The sequence below is a fragment of the Mycobacterium sp. IS-3022 genome (assembly GCF_001500065.1).
Taxonomy (GTDB): Bacteria; Actinomycetota; Actinomycetes; order Mycobacteriales; family Mycobacteriaceae; genus Mycobacterium.
Window position 1 is genome coordinate 16,411 of the sequence record NZ_LQIN01000008.1, and the last position, 16,292, is coordinate 32,702.

At 62.6% G+C, this 16,292-nt stretch carries 10 protein-coding genes; 6 read left to right on the plus strand and 4 right to left on the minus strand.

Going from position 1 to position 16,292, the window contains the following annotated elements:
• Positions 1–15: 15 nt before the first annotated feature.
• On the minus strand, positions 16–639 hold the full coding sequence (locus tag AU188_RS07760; RefSeq protein WP_059163234.1) for a TIGR03085 family metal-binding protein: 624 nt from the start codon (positions 637–639) through the stop codon (positions 16–18).
• Between the two features lie 27 nt (positions 640–666).
• Complete coding sequence (locus AU188_RS07765; RefSeq protein ID WP_286137351.1) at positions 667–1,116, minus strand: hemerythrin domain-containing protein; 450 nt, start codon at positions 1,114–1,116, stop codon at positions 667–669.
• A 316-nt stretch (positions 1,117–1,432) separates the two neighbouring features.
• On the opposite strand from AU188_RS07765, the gene AU188_RS07770 reads away from it, so the two are divergent.
• Both AU188_RS07770 and AU188_RS07775 read left to right on the plus strand, forming a co-directional pair.
• Positions 1,433–4,528, plus strand: coding sequence for an ATP-binding protein (locus AU188_RS07770; protein WP_082686544.1), 3,096 nt, complete (start codon positions 1,433–1,435; stop codon positions 4,526–4,528).
• Between the two features lie 308 nt (positions 4,529–4,836).
• Positions 4,837–5,619, plus strand: coding sequence for an alpha/beta hydrolase (locus AU188_RS07775; RefSeq protein ID WP_059163162.1), 783 nt, complete (start codon positions 4,837–4,839; stop codon positions 5,617–5,619).
• 342 nt (positions 5,620–5,961) lie between these two features.
• On the opposite strand, the gene AU188_RS07780 is transcribed toward AU188_RS07775, so the two are convergent.
• The gene (locus AU188_RS07780; protein ID WP_172799430.1) at positions 5,962–7,380 is read right to left on the minus strand and encodes a deaminase; all 1,419 of its coding nucleotides are present in this window, start codon (positions 7,378–7,380) and stop codon (positions 5,962–5,964) included.
• Between the two features lie 349 nt (positions 7,381–7,729).
• Between AU188_RS07780 and AU188_RS07785 the strand changes: the two genes are divergently transcribed.
• The 4 genes from AU188_RS07785 to AU188_RS07800 are packed head-to-tail and all read left to right on the plus strand — an operon-like array spanning position 7,730 to position 14,596.
• A complete protein-coding gene (locus AU188_RS07785; RefSeq protein ID WP_059163164.1) occupies positions 7,730–9,238 on the plus strand; it encodes a DUF3375 family protein in 1,509 nt (502 codons plus the stop codon).
• Complete coding sequence (locus AU188_RS07790; protein ID WP_059163165.1) at positions 9,235–9,954, plus strand: DUF4194 domain-containing protein; 720 nt, start codon at positions 9,235–9,237, stop codon at positions 9,952–9,954. The genes AU188_RS07785 and AU188_RS07790 overlap by 4 nt, the downstream gene beginning before the upstream one ends.
• Positions 9,951–13,385, plus strand: a complete 3,435-nt coding sequence (locus tag AU188_RS07795) for an ATP-binding protein (protein WP_059163166.1) — start codon at positions 9,951–9,953, stop codon at positions 13,383–13,385. The genes AU188_RS07790 and AU188_RS07795 overlap by 4 nt, the downstream gene beginning before the upstream one ends.
• Positions 13,382–14,596, plus strand: coding sequence for a Wadjet anti-phage system protein JetD domain-containing protein (locus AU188_RS07800; RefSeq protein ID WP_059163167.1), 1,215 nt, complete (start codon positions 13,382–13,384; stop codon positions 14,594–14,596). Before AU188_RS07795 ends, AU188_RS07800 begins: the two co-directional genes overlap by 4 nt.
• Here the strand turns inward: AU188_RS07800 and AU188_RS07805 are convergent.
• Entirely contained in the window at positions 14,568–16,181 is a 1,614-nt protein-coding gene (locus AU188_RS07805; RefSeq protein WP_353612111.1) for a GMC family oxidoreductase, read from the minus strand. The genes AU188_RS07800 and AU188_RS07805 overlap by 29 nt on opposite strands.
• Between the last annotated feature and the right edge of the window lie 111 nt (positions 16,182–16,292).

The window sequence follows — 16,292 nt, forward strand, 5'->3', positions numbered from 1 at the left end:
CGTCGCGCCACGCGTCTACAGCCCCCGGCGGTTGGCCCGGACTGCGGCGACGGTCTCGTCGTCGCCGTCGAAGTCGACTCGAACGGCGTCGCGGCCGGAGATGAACAGCAGCAGTTCCGGCAGTTCACCGGTGAGGGTCAGCGCGGGACCCTTCCCGGCGGTGGCGATCACCTTGCCCTGCGGCGTCTTCAGCGTCACCCGGGCGGGCGCCTTGGCCAGCGTCATCCTCGCCATCAGGGGCAGTGAGCGGCTCAGCGCCTTGATTGTGTCGTCCTCGAGTGGTCTTGGCTCCCAATCTGATTGGGCTCGGCGGACATCTTCGTGATGGATGAACATCTCGCCCATGTTGGCCACCGGGTCGAGAAGCTTGAACGGTGAGAACAGCGGCGGCCCCGAGGCGATCTTGGCCAGCAACTCGTCCCACTCGGTGCTCGACGCGGTCTGCCGTTGGATCTTGTCGGTGTAGCCGGCCAGCGCCGGGATCATGATGCCGGGAGTGGCGTCGAGCCTGCGCTCGCGGATCACCAGGTGGGCGGCGAGGTCGCGGGTCGACCAGTCGCCGCACAGGGTCGGCGCATCGGGACCGACGGTGCGCATGGTTTCGACGAGTGCGGCGCGTTCACGCTGGGCGGCTGTCATGCGTTCCACCTTAAGGACGGGCGGCCCTCACACGCTCCACTTGACCATCTCGCGGTCGGGATGGGCCTCGTGCCACGCCTCGATCGCGGCGTCCCACTCATCGCCGTCCAGAGACGTGAGTGCGGCCGGAAAGACACCGTCTTCCTCTTTTCTGGTGTGCTCCCAGAGATCCTCTACCGCTTCGCGAATCGCACGCCGATGCTCGGGGCGCGCCAGGTCGACGTTGGCAAGTAACTCGCTCAGTTCGCGATGTTCAGCGACCAGCGGATCGATGTGCTCGGCGAACAATTCTTCGCGCACCATCACCTTGAACAGCCCGTTTTCCTCGCCGCGCCAGTGCGACTCCAGTTCCGCGGACATCTCGGCGAGCAGGCGCCGTGCGCAGTCGAGATCGCTACGGTCGATCGCGCGGACGGCTTCACCGCCGAGGTTGAGTACGCGGGCATGTTCGGCGATGTAGTCGCGGATCAGTGGCATGTCCCGGCATCCGCAGTATTGACACATCGGTTTCGACGCTACCCGGGAGCAACCGATGCAACCAGCGACACCGCTTCCCCGCCTCCCTTGACAAGGGAAGTTCTTCGGGAGCACTTGGCCTCAAGTTCGCCTCGGAATGCGCCGATCGACGGACAATGCAGCGTATCGACCGGCCTCGAGCGTGCGGAGAGCTGATGTGAAGACTGCGCCGTCCGCATGCCAACGATGTGGCGCCCGGCCGCGCGAGCAAGCGCGGTTCTGTGATGCCTGCGGCGCGGCACTATCCGCACCAGACCGCCTGACCGAGTACAAGCAGGTGACGATTCTGTTCGCCGACGTGGTGAGGTCGATGGACATCGCCGAAGCGCTCGGTGCCGAACGCTTACGCGAGCTGATGACCGATCTCGTCCAGCGGTCCGGCGTGGTGGTCCAGCGGTACGGCGGAACGATGAACCAGTTCACCGGCGATGGATTCATGGCGCTGTTCGGCGCGCCCCTCGCGATGGAGGATCACGCGCTGCGTGCCTGTCTTGCCGCGTTGGACGTCCAGGTTCAGGCCCACGCACTGGCGGCCGAGGTCTACCCGCGCGACGGTATCGCCCTGCAGCTGCGGATCGGCCTGAACTCGGGTGAGGTGGTCGTCGGCGAGATCGACTCGGGACCGATGAAATACACGGTGTCCGGTCAGCAGGTCGGCATGGCACAGCGGATGGAGTCCGTCGCCGAGCCCGGTGGCGTGATGCTCAGCGAGTCGACTGCCCGACTTGTCGACGACCAGACGGCCCTGGGTGAGCCGCGGTCGGTCCGCATCAAAGGCGCCGCCGACCCGGTGACAGCGCGGCCGCTGCTGGCCGTCGACACCCAACACCACAGGGCCGCGAAGAGTGAGTCTCGTCTGGTCGGGCGTGATCGCGAAATGGCGGCGGTTCGAGAGGCGTTGCACGCCACCATGGGTGGCAGCGGGGGAGTCGTCGCGGTCGTCGGCCCACCGGGCATCGGCAAGAGCCGATTGATCCGGGAGTCAACGGCCATCGCGAAATCCTCGGGCGCGCAGGTCTTTTACACCTACTGCGAATCGCATACCCGCGACATCTCCTTCCATGTCATCGCGCGGACTCTGCGCGCCGCGATGGGCATCACCGGCCTGCCGTCCGACCAGGCGCGGGCCCAACTGCGCAGCCGGCTCGCGGAACACGACGAGCGGGACATCTGGCTGCTCGACGACCTGCTCGGTATCCGGGACCCCGACGCAGCGTTGTTCGAAGTCAGTCCGGATGCCCGTCGCCGCCGTATCGTCGAAATTCTCAACACGGGCGCGGTCGCCCGGCGGGTACCCGCGGTGTACGTCGTCGAAGACGTGCACTGGATCGACGCCGTCAGCGAGGGTTTGCTTGCCGAGTTGGCTGCCGCATTGCCCCGAACGCGGTCGTCGATGTTGGTGACCTACCGTCCGGAGTACCGGGGCGCCTTGGCGACGGTCGCGAATGTCCGAACCATAACGCTTGTTCCGCTTGATGATTCGCACAGCTCAGAGTTGACCGCCGAACTTCTCGGCCGCGATCCCTCGGTCCACGCCCTTGCCGGCTTGGTCACCGACCGAGCCGCCGGGGTCCCGTTCTTTGCCGAGGAAATCGTCCGGGACCTCGCCGAGCGCGGCGTGCTGCGTGGCGCCAGCGGCGCGTATAGGTGCGTGACAGCGGTCGACGGCATCCACGTGCCCGCGACGTTGCAGGCCGCCATCGGTTCGCGTATCGACCGGCTCGACGAGCAGGCGAAGCGGACCCTGCACGCGGCGGCCGTGATCGGTTCGCGGTTCAGTGCGGACCTGCTCGGAAAGCTGACGCCGGCAACCGCATTGGCGGAACTGGTCGACGGCGAACTGATCGTCGCGCTCTCGGCGGGGCCGCCCGCCGAATACGCCTTTCGCCATCCGCTGATCCAGCAGGTCGCGTACCAGTCGCAGCTGCGTTCTGAGCGCGAGAAGCTGCACCGCAGGCTGGCGACGGTGATCGACCCGGTCGACGAGAACGCCGCGTTGATCGCCACGCAGTGGGAGGCCGCGGGTGACTTCCGCGAAGCGTTCCAGTGGCATATGCGGGCCGGATCATGGTTCAACTATCGCGATCACGGGGCTGCGCTGACGAGTTGGCAACGCGCCCGTGCCGTCGCCGACCGCTTGCCAGACGACGATCCGGCGCGGCTGTCGATGCGGATTGCGCCCCGAACGTTGATCTGCGCAACCACTTTTCGTGTCGGCGGTGGTCCGGCGGACACTGGGTTCGAGGAATTGCAGCAGCTCACCGGGGAAGCCGGTGACAAGACCTCGCTCGCGATCGGCATGGCCGGTCACCTCACGACTCTTGCGTTCATGTCGCATCATCGCGAAGCGTCACAGATGGCCTCGGAATTCGTCACGTTGCTCGAGTCGATCGGTGACGACGCGATGACAGTGGGGCTGCTTCCGGCGGCGGCGCAGGTGAAATACGAGTCCGGCGAGCTTTCCGAGTGTCTCCGATTTGCCGAGCGGGTGATCGAGTTGGCCGGTGGTGACGAGAAGTTGGGCAACGTCATCATCGCGAGCCCGCTTGGGTGGGCCTACGCCTTGCGGGGTACCGCGAAGATGTGCCTTGGCCGGAAGGGCTGGCTCGCCGACCTCGACGGTGCGCTCGACATCGCCATGCGGTTCGACATCGGAACCGTGTGCAACGCCGCACTGTACAAACACGTGTTGGCGTTTCAATGCGAAGCCGTCCTCCCTGATCCGACGGATGTGGCCCGTACGGCGGACTGGCTAGAGGCCGCCGACACGTCCGATGACACGACTGCCATCACGTTCGTGAGGTTCATTCGCGGCATCACGCTGATCCACGCCGCGCCGCAGTGTCGCGAGGATGGCGTAAAGCTGTTGGTCGAGGCGTACGACCGCCTGGCGAAACTGTCGAGTGCGCTGCGGCGCTTCGCCGACAACGAGATTGCGGCTCACCGCGCCCGCACTGGTGATCTCGATGGTGCAATCGCGTTGGCGCAGTCCACCCTCGACGAACAGTTCCGAACGGGTGAAATGATTTCGCGTGGCGCAGCGACGACCGTTTTGGTCGAAGCGCTGCTACGACGCGGGACGGCATCCGACCTCGCCGCCGCCCAGCAGGCGATTGACAGACTGGCGGCGGTACCGACGGATCCCGGCTACGTCCTGCATGAACTGCCCATACTGCGTCTGAACTCACTGACCGCGCAGGCTCGCGGCGACGAGCCGGCCCACCGACAGTTCCTGGCGCGATATCGCATGAGAGCCCAAGAAGCGGAATTCGAAGGTTGTGTCACCCGGTGTAGGAATTCAGTGAATGTGTCGGAAGATGACCGCTGTGACTTCGGCGTTCTCAATAACGTGTCGGTCTGCGATTCTCATTAAGCTGTCGGATTCCTCGGCGAGCCGCCAATTGCGACGGGCTCTGCCTGGTACCAGGAACTGACGTCAGGGGACGACGCTCCGATTCCGTGATCGCGGGCCAGTGTGGAGCCAGGTGTCCGAGACAGACATTTGAGACACGATGAATGGCGAAACCTCAGACGAGCTACCTACGAGCCCGTTGTCTCGTTCACCGCCGACGGTGACCTGCCCGTCGGGGCCTGGCCCTGGGTGACGATTTCGGTAAAGCGGCAGACGCTCTCGTCGCGTCACCTACCATTCCTGGGGGATCTTGATCGGGGGGCGGGCCGGTGCTCGAAGTAATCGACAAGGGGGCTGCCACCGAAACACACCCTGTACCGCTGCTTTTCGTCCACGGCGCTTCTGTCGCTGCGTGGTGCTGGGATGAGCATTTTCTGGACTTCTTCGCCAGTAGGTGCTACCGCGCGGCGGCACTGAGCCTTCGCGGCCACGGTGGCAGCACCTTGTCCAAGCCCCTCAATTCTTGTTCTCTTGCCGACTACGTCGATGACGTAAACGCTGTTGTCGCCAACCTAGGTTTGCCCCCAGTGCTCATCGGTCACTCCCTAGGCTGCTGGGTCGTACTTAATTGCCTTGTGACGCAAGGTGCCCCAGCGGGGATTCTCATGGCGCCCGGCACACCGCAGGGATTACGGCGATGGGCATTCCGATCGATCCGCCGTCACCCTTGGACCTTTTTACGCGCCAACACCTTCGGCAACCCAGCCGATCTGGTTAACACGCCGACATTGGCCCGTGAATTCTGCTTCACAGCGAGCACTCCAGACCCCATAGTCAGGTCCTGCATGGCCCGTTTAGAGCCTGAGAGCACACTCGCTGCACGAGAAACGGTGAACCGACTTCCCGACGCTGGCCTCGTGAAATCACCGATGCTTGTCCTCGGAGCAGCGGATGACGGCATGCGAGTCGACGGAGATGCGCTTGCCGTGGCACAGATCTACCAAACAGACTTGGAGATCTTTCCCGACATGGGGCACGTCATGATGCTTGAGCCAGGATGGCAAGCAGTCGCCGAAAGGATCGACAGCTGGCTCGGGGGCCAGGGATTTTAGGAGAATCGATTCCAGCGACTCTGACACGGATTTCGCAGCAGCTGCAGCAGCAAATGTAGGAATTCGCCGAACCTGACACCGCAGCAGTCCATCGACCGGGGTTTCCGAGCGCTATGTCACCGCGAGATTCTCACTAGCGTGTCCAGTCGCAAGCAACGCGGTGACGAGGTCAGTGGGTCAACGGATTCAGGGTGCCGTTGGCGATACCCCTTGCTGTCTCGTATGCCCGCTGAACACCGGCGTCGAGTCGTGCGAGCGTGCGCTTGTCAATGTCGGTTAGGTCATCCACTGAATTCCGGAGACCCGCGCGATCCTCGGGGGTCAATCCCGAAAACGACGATGTCATGCTCTGTACTCCTCTTTTAGGCCGTTTACTACTTGGCGTTCTCTCGCAGCTCGGTCTTCATCCTCCCTCACCAGTCCGACAAGCGGCTCCGCGACGCTCCGGTCGTGCTTCGGAAATTGCGCAAGTTCATCGGCCTCGGGCACAGGGCGGTCGCCAAAAATTTGCATGTAGCGGCGCGGCGCCACGCCGGCGAACGGAACCAGCTTGTCCTCCGCGCCTTGGGAGAACATCTCCACCGCACGGCTTTTCGGATAGGGCTCGATGTACTCGACGTGATCCAGACGCACCGACAGAGCGTGCTTGTAGCACAGATGGCACGGATATGTGGTGACGTATAGAGTTCCACCCCTCGGGGAAACCCCGCGCACTGTCGCGTCGTCTATCGCTTTCGCCTCGGCATGCACGGCGCGCTGGTACTCGATCACGCTCATCAACTCACCTTTGTCGAGCGCCGCGGCGGCCTGGGCCACCCCGTCGTCATCGGTATCGAGGCCGTCGGCAAGCATCCCGGCATCCTTCAGCCGTCGCAGGGTGTCGCGCAGATTCTCTTTCTTGAACTGCTCGCTCGTATCTACGCCCTCGAGAACGTCTGGGATTTGACCATGCGGCACGTCGTTGTACCCGGTGGCCACGACCGCGTCATCGACAACGATCGCAGCGCCGACTTTGCGGCTCGCAGCCAGTGACCGGGCGCTGCTGGCCAACGCCACATACATCGCATACTCGCCGATCGTGGGCGCTTCCGGCCTGCCGAACAGCAGGTCGACCACCCGGTCGATGTCGGCGCGGTCATTGTTGCGGATAAAGAAGTCGGCCTGCGGGTAGGTGCGGTTGACGTTCTGACCGAGCCGCTCCTGCTCGTCGGCATCGATGTCGATCAACTCCTCGACGATGGCCTGCTTGCCGGCGTCATCAGCGGCGGAAAGATTCAGCTGCATGAGGCTCCGTGTGCGCTCGGCGACGCTGCCCTGACTGCCGATGAGGATGAACTGGCCTCCATACACCCATCGCAGCAGCTGAACCTCCTCTCGCCGCTTGAGGGACTGCAAAATGTATGCCGTGCGCGGCCTCCCGCCGGTGATCTCGGCGAACGGCCGGGTGTCGCCGTCCTGCCGGAAAAGTTCAATCCGTCGCGTCCGGATGGCGTTGACAGCCAATCGCGCTACTGCAGCGGGATCCTCGTTGTTGTTCTTGCAGAACTGGTTACCGGCGGCGATGAGCCGAAGGATCCGCCGATCCTCGGCCTCACTGATCGGCGCAGGTCCAGCGGTAGGTAGAAGGTCTGACAGCTTGATCGGGACAATTCGGTAATCACAGCGCGAAAGGGAACCCTGGATCTCTCTGGTTAGGTCGGTGGTGCTCGTGCCCACCGGCGCCACGAGTCCGATTATCAACTCCGGGCCATCTGCAGCCACCGCCGCAGCGTAATTCAGCGAGCACCGCTGATCGGCCATTTTCCACGCGCATACCATCGATTGGTCGCCGCCGGGACGGTGGGAGCTGGCTCACTAACGTGCCGGAATCCCCTGTCCGTTAGCTCTCTGAGCCGGCCCAACAAGCGAACGGCCTGCTGGCCAGGCCGAAGATCGGCACGAACCGATCGGCGCCGCGTCGCATCCTGCCGCCTGACGCGGACTGAAAGAAGGCCCGGCAGCGATTTGCTGCGGCGTTGTTAGCTGTAAATCTCCGAAGCCGCGCCGATGTGTCGGTGCGTCGTTCTACTCTTCTCGCGACGATAAGGTCAGGCGATCGGGATGTAGCGGCATGGCAGAGATCAACGCCAGGTATGCGGAAACGCGGGCCGCTTTCCAGCGGCACACGTTGCGGTTGCTGAATCAGCAGCGCGCGCCGTTGGTGACTGCGATCTTGCAGGAGCTATTTCCGGCCGAACGGCAGCGGATCCGTGCGGATGAGTTCTACGCCGAGGTGAACGCACTGCTGGATCAGCTGGTGCATGAGAATGTCGACTTGCCGGCGGAGCGGGGTCGCGCTTTGTGTCAACGCTGGATGAATGATCGGTGGCTGCTTCATAGAGACACACCTGACGGGGAGCAGGTTTACGAGCTCACCGCCGAAGGTGGGGAGGCGCTGGCCTATGTGCAGCGCGTCGGGGGCCGCAGGATCGTGTCTGAGTCGCGCATTCGGTCGATCATGGATAAGGCGCAGCATGCGGCGTTGCGCGCGTCGGGGGACCGCGACCAACGGGTGGCGATTCTGAATGCCGAGATTGACCGGCTCGTTGCGGAGCGGGACCGCCTTGCCGCTGGCGCGCCAATAGATGTCGCATCTGACGAGCAGATGTTCGAGCTGTTCATGTCGCTCATGGACGACCTCGAGAATCTTCCGTCCGACTTCAAGCGCGTCGAGCAGACCGTGACTGAGATGCGTCGGCAGCTGCTGCAGGAGTTCCGCGCAGATGAACGCCCGAAGGGTGAGGTGCTAAAGAGCTATCTCGATCGATCCGACAACCTCCTCCAAGAGGGTCTTGGCGGGCGGGCATTCCTTGGGGCGCTCGAGGTGTTGATGAACGACGAGCTGTTGGCGACGTTCAGGCGTGACGTCGACACGATCCTGTCGCACAGCTTTGCCGACGGCCTTATTGGACCAAAGGACCGCGAACCGGTCGAGGGGACGGCAGCGCTGCTGGAAGACGGAGTTCAATCGGTGCTGTCCGCCCAGCGACAGGTCTCGGCAACACTGCGAGCACACCTGGTGCGGCACGACAGTCTTCGGGCTCGTGAACTGACCCAGGTGCTCAAAGACCTTGATCGACTACTCGCCGATAAGAAAGCTGGGGCGAAACCGCGGACACGGGTGCCAATCGCGTTCCTGCCGCCGACCATTGATGTTGAGCGGCTCCGCACAAGGCTCTACGACCCGGCCGACAACGCCGCACCCCCTCCGCTTGAAGACGTGTCTCACCTAGCCGCGGCGGGACTGACTACCGCCGATGTGCAGGGACAGGGCGGACCCGACTACGACCGGATTCGATCTGTGCTGATCGCCAGCCTCAAGCAGGACCGCCACACCACCGGTGCGCAAGTGTTTAACGGCTTCCCAGATAGCGCGCGTCGTCCGGTTGACTTACTGGGGCTATTCCACATGTCAGCGCTAACCACCGCGATTGAACGATCCAGCAGCCTCGTGGGTACCGACGACTACCACACCGTTCGCCCAGACGGCAATGCTCGAACATTCAAGGCACCGCGGCTCACCTACACCGACGACGACCGTGCGGCGCTAATCGCAGATATGGATGGGGCCCGACCGTGAGCGACAGCCAGGAATGGGGCGACGAGCGGGCTGACGAGCACGCCGCTGACGATATCGGCCAAGAGCGCGGTTTCGACACCATGCTTTTCGACGGGGACCAGGGAACCCTGCCACTGCCGGCGCGCAAGGCGCTGGTGGCGGTCGTGAAGAATAGCTACGTCTCGGCTGAGCAGGAGCCGAACACGTGGGCGGTGTTGTTGGCGCATCGTGTCGATATCGAATCCCGTCTGAACGACATGTTTCTCGTCTTGATCGTGGACAAGAACGCAGGCATCGCATACAAGCAGCAAGCGCCCGGTGATCGGTTCACCACTCTGCTGCCTCGGGACACCTCGTACAGCTTGGATGAAACGATCCTGCTCCGGAACTTGCGGGAGATCTACAGCAATGAACGCGGTTTGAGCGGCGAATCGGTGTTCGTCTATCGAGACGACATGATCGCTCGTATTCTTGCCGACGCGCCCCAAACGCAAACCGATCTGGTCAGGGCAAGGCGTAGCGCGGAGAACGCGTTCGAGAACGTCCGCACTTCGCGAATCCTGCTGAAGACCAATGACCCTGAGCGTTGGCAAATCTCTCCCGTTATTGAACCGTTGCTACCGGTTGAGAAGCTGCGCGACCTGCAGGAGTGGCTCAGAACCTCAGCCGCCGACGAGCCCGCCGAGCCCAACATTGAGACGGTCAATGACAACACCACCGCGCTAGAGACATCATGACGGTCGCTGAACTCCAGACTGCCGGTGCGGCCACATCACGTGACGATTCGCCACAGTGGAAAGCTGAACTGCTGCAACTATTTAACTGGGGCGGCTTTCACGGATACAACCTCATCACTCTGGACGGCGACGCGACATTGATCAGCGGCGGGTCGGGCACCGGCAAGTCCACCCTGATGGATGCCTACATCGCGTTGATGATGCCGCATACCGTGCCGTTCAACGGCGCATCGAATGCCGCCAAAGGCCGCGCTCGCGGCGAAGATCAGCGAAGTGTCCTTAGCTACATGCGCGGCAAAACCGACACGGTAGAGGACCGCGAGACAGGTGAGGCTATCGATCATCTCTTGCGCGGCAAGAAAACCAGCGTTGCTTCCGGTATAGCGATGACCTTCCGCCACGATGATGGGCAGCGGTTCACGGCGGCCCGTCTTATGTATGCCAAGGCCTCCGCTGTCCGCGATGCGGACGTGATTAAGCGATGGGTAACGATTCCGGATCTACTCGACCTGCAGTCGGTGTATGAGTTTTCCGCCGAACAGTTTCCCCCCGGGCCGATGAAGGCCCGCTACCGCGGCATGCGGACCTATGACTCCTATGACGCCTTCTCTCATGCCCTATTCATCAGCCTAAGCATCGGCTCGCGCGGCGAGGGGGAGAACGCCCTGAAGCTCTTGTCGCGCATCCAAAGTGGACATCATGAATCGACAGTCGACGACCTGTACAAGCGGCTCGTACTTGAGCGCCCAACAACGTACGACGAAGCCGAGAAGGTGGTCGCGCACTTCGACGACTTATCGCAGCTGTACGACGAACTGCGCCGCGACCAGGATCAAATCGACACGCTGTCCGATATCCCCGAGCAGTACGACCGCTACCAAACAGCGCAACAAGCCCGCGGCGTGATCGCGTCCCTTCGCCACAACCAGCCCGGTGACACCCCGTTCAAACTATGGGCCACCGGCATCAAATGTGACGCATTTGCCGCAGAGCTGCAGAGATTGAACGCAGAGCAGTCGGCGACTGTCGAACTCCTGGCTGCCGCTGAAAGCGAAGTGCGGCAACAGGAAACGAGACAAGAACAGCTGGCCGAGCAGATCCGCGCCAACGGCGGAGACGCGCTGACACAACTCGAACACGAGCTCGCCCAGCTCAAGGGGCAGCTCGACAAGGCCAAACACCACCGGATGAATTTCCTTGAGCGCACTGCTGCGCTCGAGCGTGCTCCGAATTCTGCCGACGACTTTGTGGCCATGGCCCAGACTGCCTCCGAGGCGCTGAGCACGATGGAAACCGCCAAGGAGGAGCTGGATAGGAAGAAACGACAGGCCATAGTTGACGGAGAACGTCTACTCGAAAAAATGCGGGAGCTCGAGGGGGACCTCAACTCCCTGTTAGAACGCAAGGGATCACGAATCCGCGAGAGCCTATCGTCGCGTCGCGACCAACTCGCTGGCGCGGCCGGCCTGGACCGCAGCCAACTGCCATTCATCGCCGAACTCATCGACATCCACCCCGACGACGAACGGTGGCGCACAGCAGCCGAAGCGGTGATGGGCGGATTCGCCAGAATGGTAGTGCTGGACAAACGCATCATCGACGACTTCACACGACGCATCGACAGCTTCCCTCCCCGCGAACGGATCCAATACCGCGGTGTCCCTCTGAACCTGCCCACCACATCGCCAGCGGACCCAAGAACGTTGGCGGGCAAGCTCATCTTCAAAGACGGGCCGTTCAAAGGGTGGCTGCAAAAGCGCACCGCGGAACTGTTCGACCACGAATGCGTCGAAACCCCAGAAGAACTCATCAGCGATGGCCGCCGACGCGTGAGCCTATCCGGCCAAGAGCGCCGCGGCGCCCAGGGTGCCCACGGAGTCCCATCGAGGACCAACTACGTCATCGGCTTCTCCAACGAAGAACTGATCGCCACACTTCGAGACGAGATTGCAGACCTCACCAACCAGATCGGTGACCATGCGCGGTCCGAACGCGACGCTGGCAGGCAACTGGCCGAACTCGCAGAACTCGAGCTCGCCTACCAGGAGGTTCTGCGTACAGACTGGACCGACATCGACGTCGCCGCAGTGGAACGGAAGATCCAGTCAAACGAAGAACAACAACAACAAATCCTTGCGGCCACCAACATCCTCGCCGCGCTGCGCCGACAGAAGGACGCGATAGACAAAGACCTTAATACTGCTCGCAGCCGCAAGTTCGGTCATGAGAGCCGGCGCGACGAGCTCGCAAAGAAGATCGAAACCTTCTCCGCGGAGCACACCGTTGTCGCCGAGGACTTAGCGCGACAACTGGCGCTTGGTGCCATTTCACTGACTGACGACCAGAAGGAACTTCTCACCGTTCTCCTGGCCGACGAATACACCGGTGATGCCGTGGAGTTCCTCGGCAAGGCCATCGACAGGGTACATAACCGCCTCACCGAGCGAGGTGATCATGAGGCAGATCGCGAACGCCAGGCACGTCAAGCCATCGAGAAAGCGTTCCACACGTTCCAGAGCCGCTGGCGGCAATACGACTGGGGCACTGACATCGAGTCCTACCCCAACTATCGTGATCATTACGACGCGCTCGTCACGACGGGCCTGGCCGAGCATCGCGATCAGTTCGCCAAGAAGGTGACCCGGTGGAGTGGCGCCGATCTCGTCGAGCTGCGCCGCGCGTTTCGTAACGCCAAGGACGGGATCGAGACTCGGCTGGACGCGGTCAACCGCATTCTCAACGAGATTCCATTCGGCGCGAAGAGGGACCGCCTCCATATTCGATTGCGCCACCGCACGATCCAGCTCGTCAAGCGCTTCACCGCAGAGATGGAGGAGTTCGCCTCCGCAGCAACCAGTATGGAAACCGAGGACCTAACCAGCGAAGAGATCGAGCAGCGATACCGCGCCATCCAAAACTTCATCAAGTACCTGCTTCCCCCCGAGCGGCTGCCGAAGGGTGAGTTCTCCACGCGTGACGAACTGCTCGACGTACGCCGTCACGTCGCGATCATCGCCGAACGCGTTGACAAGGACAGCAAAGAACCATTGAGCAGCTATAACAGTCTGGGCGGCAAGTCAGGCGGTGAAACCCAGGAACTCATGGCCTTCATCGTCGGCGCTGCGCTGCGCTACCAACTTGGAGATGAATCACGCACTCGACCACGTTTCGCCCCGGTATTGCTCGACGAGGGGTTCATCAAAGCCGATGCCCAGTTCGCCGGCCGCGCCGTCGAAGCGTGGCGCAAGCTGGGCTTCCAGCTCATCGTCGGGTCTGTCATCGACAAAGTCAGCGCCATCGAACCCTACGTCAGCCACATACTGCAGATCACCAAGTCACCCGAAGGCTATTCGCACGTCACTATGTTCGACGCCACCACGCCCGCGATCGTCACACAAGACTCAACCGAGGTCGAAGGCTTCATGGCATGAAGTCGCCGGACCTGATCAAAGCCGACATCGCCCGCCACCTTCACCGCACCTTTCCGACCGCAGTGGCTGAAGCCGCGGAAACCGGCTGGCCGCACCGCTTCCCACTAGGGTCGATCAGCAAGACGAACCTCGAGTCGAGCTTCGGACCAGTGGCTGAACAAGTGCAACAGTGGTATCGATGGGTGCGTGAATGCCGCGATGCCGGTCTGGCGCTCCAGCTGCAGACAAGCCGCCGTCGCGTGTGGGGAACTGCTCAAACCATCCCCACGCATTTGACAGTGGAATCGATCGATGCCGGAGCGCACATCGCGGGGGATGGCTGGCCGGCTCGGCTGGCTCGTCAGCGAGGTCGCCGTGACACGATCGCACGGCGCTTCCCGGCGCTCGCGGTGGAAGAACTCGCACGAACTCTGCGCAACACGGACGATTACAACGATGTCGACTTTCGACTCCTGTGTGACACAGCAGCCTGGTTCCAGACCAATAGCGCGGTAGGGCTCACACCGCGACAAGTCCCGATCCCGGGCGTACACGCCAAGTGGCTCAACACCAGCCAACACCTCGTCGAGCGGCTCGCAGGCATCGACAGTCTCGGGCTGGCGCCCGCACATCCGCCCCGAGTCCATCTCACGTATCTCGATCCGGGCTACCGCGCGTCCGGAGGCCGCAGACATGACGTTGCCGCCGTGGGTGATGCGATGCGTCCGGCCTATCCGCCAAACGTGATCGTAATCTCCGAAAACAAGGACACCGCAGTCGGATTCCCCCTCACGGACGATGGCATCGCCATCGAAGGCGAGGGCAAGGCTGGTCCTCGAGCCATCAGTCAGCTCGATTGGGTGCGCGACTGCCGACGGCTGTACTACTGGGGCGACATCGACGCGGACGGCTTCGAAATCCTCAACAACTACCGCGTCGCGGGTCTACACATCGCCAGCATCTTGATGGATTGCGAGACATATTGTCGGTATAAGCATTTCGGCACTTATCACGACCGCAAGGGCAGAACCATCCCAGTGCCGGAACGTCGCCACCTCCCGATGCTCACAGACGGTGAACGGCGCATGTACAACATAATCACCAGCCGCGACCTCACCGATCCGCCGCGGCTTGAACAAGAGCGGATCCCGCTAGCGGATGCAGCCGCGGCAGTCCTCGCCTCCCTATCGCCGATTCAACCGGTTAGCGCTCCGCAGTGTTCACCGTCCTAGAAGGACTCGGTGCGGCCCGAATGTTGTGAGCGCTCCCCAGCAGGAAATCCGCGCAGCGTTCGCCGACCATGATCGATGGTGCGTTGGTGTTGGCGCGGGGGATCTTGGGTAGCACCGAGGCGTCGGCGACGCGAAGGTTGTCGACGCCGCGAACCCGCAGCTTCTCGTCAAGGGGGCTTTCATCGTCACTGCCCATCGCGACGCTGCACGCCGGATGGGCGGTGGTTTTCGCGGTGTTCCTGATGTAGGTCTCGATATCCCCACCCCGGCCTGGAACGATCTCGCGCTCGACGGCTGATGCGATCGGCTCAGTGGCGATGATCTCGCGTGTGCGCTGAATAGCGCGCACCAGTGCCTCGACATCCTCGCGCTCGGTGAGCAGGTTCATCCGGATCGCCGGTGCTACAGCGGGATCCGATGAACGAATCAAGACACTTCCGCGGCTCTCGGGTGTCCAATACGAGTGCCCGACCGACAACGCGGGCGCAAATCTTCCCCCACGCGGTTCAGCCCGGGCGTCGGCGGGCGTGAAGATCAGCTGAACGTCGCATGCCGGGGCCTCGACCGCCGACCGGATATGGGCCAGCGCCTCCCCGCCATTACTGGTGAGCTTGCCGCTGCGGTGTAATAGCCACTGCAGCAACCATTTTGGGTTCGAGACATCGGCGAGGCCTGTATAGCCGGGCGCGAGGGACCATACCGCCCATACGAGCGGGTGGTCGGTCAACCCTTGGCCAATACGGGGGCTGTCGACGAGTGGGTTGACTCCGACCCGGCGGAGGTGATCCGCCGGACCGATACCGGACAACTGCAGTAGCTGCGGAGTGCCGAAAGCGCCGGCGCTGAGGACGACCTCCTGGTCGGCGAAAGCCTGGTACGCACGTCCGCGACGGCGGTATTCGATTCCGACGGCACGACCGTTGCGGATGATCACGCGGTCAACCAACGCCTTGGTGACGACCGTCAAATTGTTCTGGTGTCGGAGGTAGCCGCGCGCCGCGCTCCAGCGTTGACCCTTGTAAATGTTGACCGGCGTGATCGCCGCACCGTCGAGTTCGGGTCCGCTGACATCGTCGTTGGCAGCGACGCCCGCCGCCCGCGCTGCGGCGACGAAGCGATGAGACAACTCGTCGGGAAATGGTGAGCGCGTGATGTGCATCGGACTTTGCTCGATCCGCGTGAACACCGGCGCAACGTCATTCCATCCCCAGCCGGGCAGCTGCCATCCGTCGTAGTCCAGATTGCTGCCCTTAACCCAAAACATGCTGTTCATCGCACTGCAGCCGCCGAGCACACGACCGCGCGGCTGTGCGATCTGCCGACCGGCACAGCCGGACTCAGGTTCGGTCTCGTACGCCCAGTCCAACGACGTCCCGTACTGCATAGATGCGGCCAGCGGAGCCCGAATCGTAAATCGTCGGTCCGAACCACCGGCTTCAATCAACAGCACACGTGCCCACGACTCAGTCGCCAATCGCCCGGCCACCGCGCAACCCGCCGAACCGGCACCGACCACGATGAAGTCATATCCCGTCCTGGTTTTTGTCATGCAGAGGACTATTCGGTGGCGGCGACGAGTGTCCATCGGCCAATACGCCTAAATCCGCGGTGGCCCGACGCGTATATACGCATGCCAACGCCGCAACAATTGGCGATTTCGCTGATGTTCGGGGATGGACGTCACCGCATGCTCGCT

Bases quoted from the DNA above. Each gene is read 5' to 3' on its own strand.
- AU188_RS07760 (WP_059163234.1), bottom strand. From the start codon at position 639: ATGACAGCCGCCCAGCGTGAACGCGCCGCACTCGTCGAAACCATGCGC.
- AU188_RS07765 (WP_286137351.1), bottom strand. From the start codon at position 1,116: ATGCCACTGATCCGCGACTACATCGCCGAACATGCCCGCGTACTCAAC.
- AU188_RS07785 (WP_059163164.1), top strand. From the start codon at position 7,730: ATGGCAGAGATCAACGCCAGGTATGCGGAAACGCGGGCCGCTTTCCAG.
- AU188_RS07795 (WP_059163166.1), top strand. From the start codon at position 9,951: ATGACGGTCGCTGAACTCCAGACTGCCGGTGCGGCCACATCACGTGAC.
- AU188_RS07800 (WP_059163167.1), top strand. From the start codon at position 13,382: ATGAAGTCGCCGGACCTGATCAAAGCCGACATCGCCCGCCACCTTCAC.
- AU188_RS07805 (WP_353612111.1), bottom strand. From the start codon at position 16,181: ATGGACACTCGTCGCCGCCACCGAATAGTCCTCTGCATGACAAAAACC.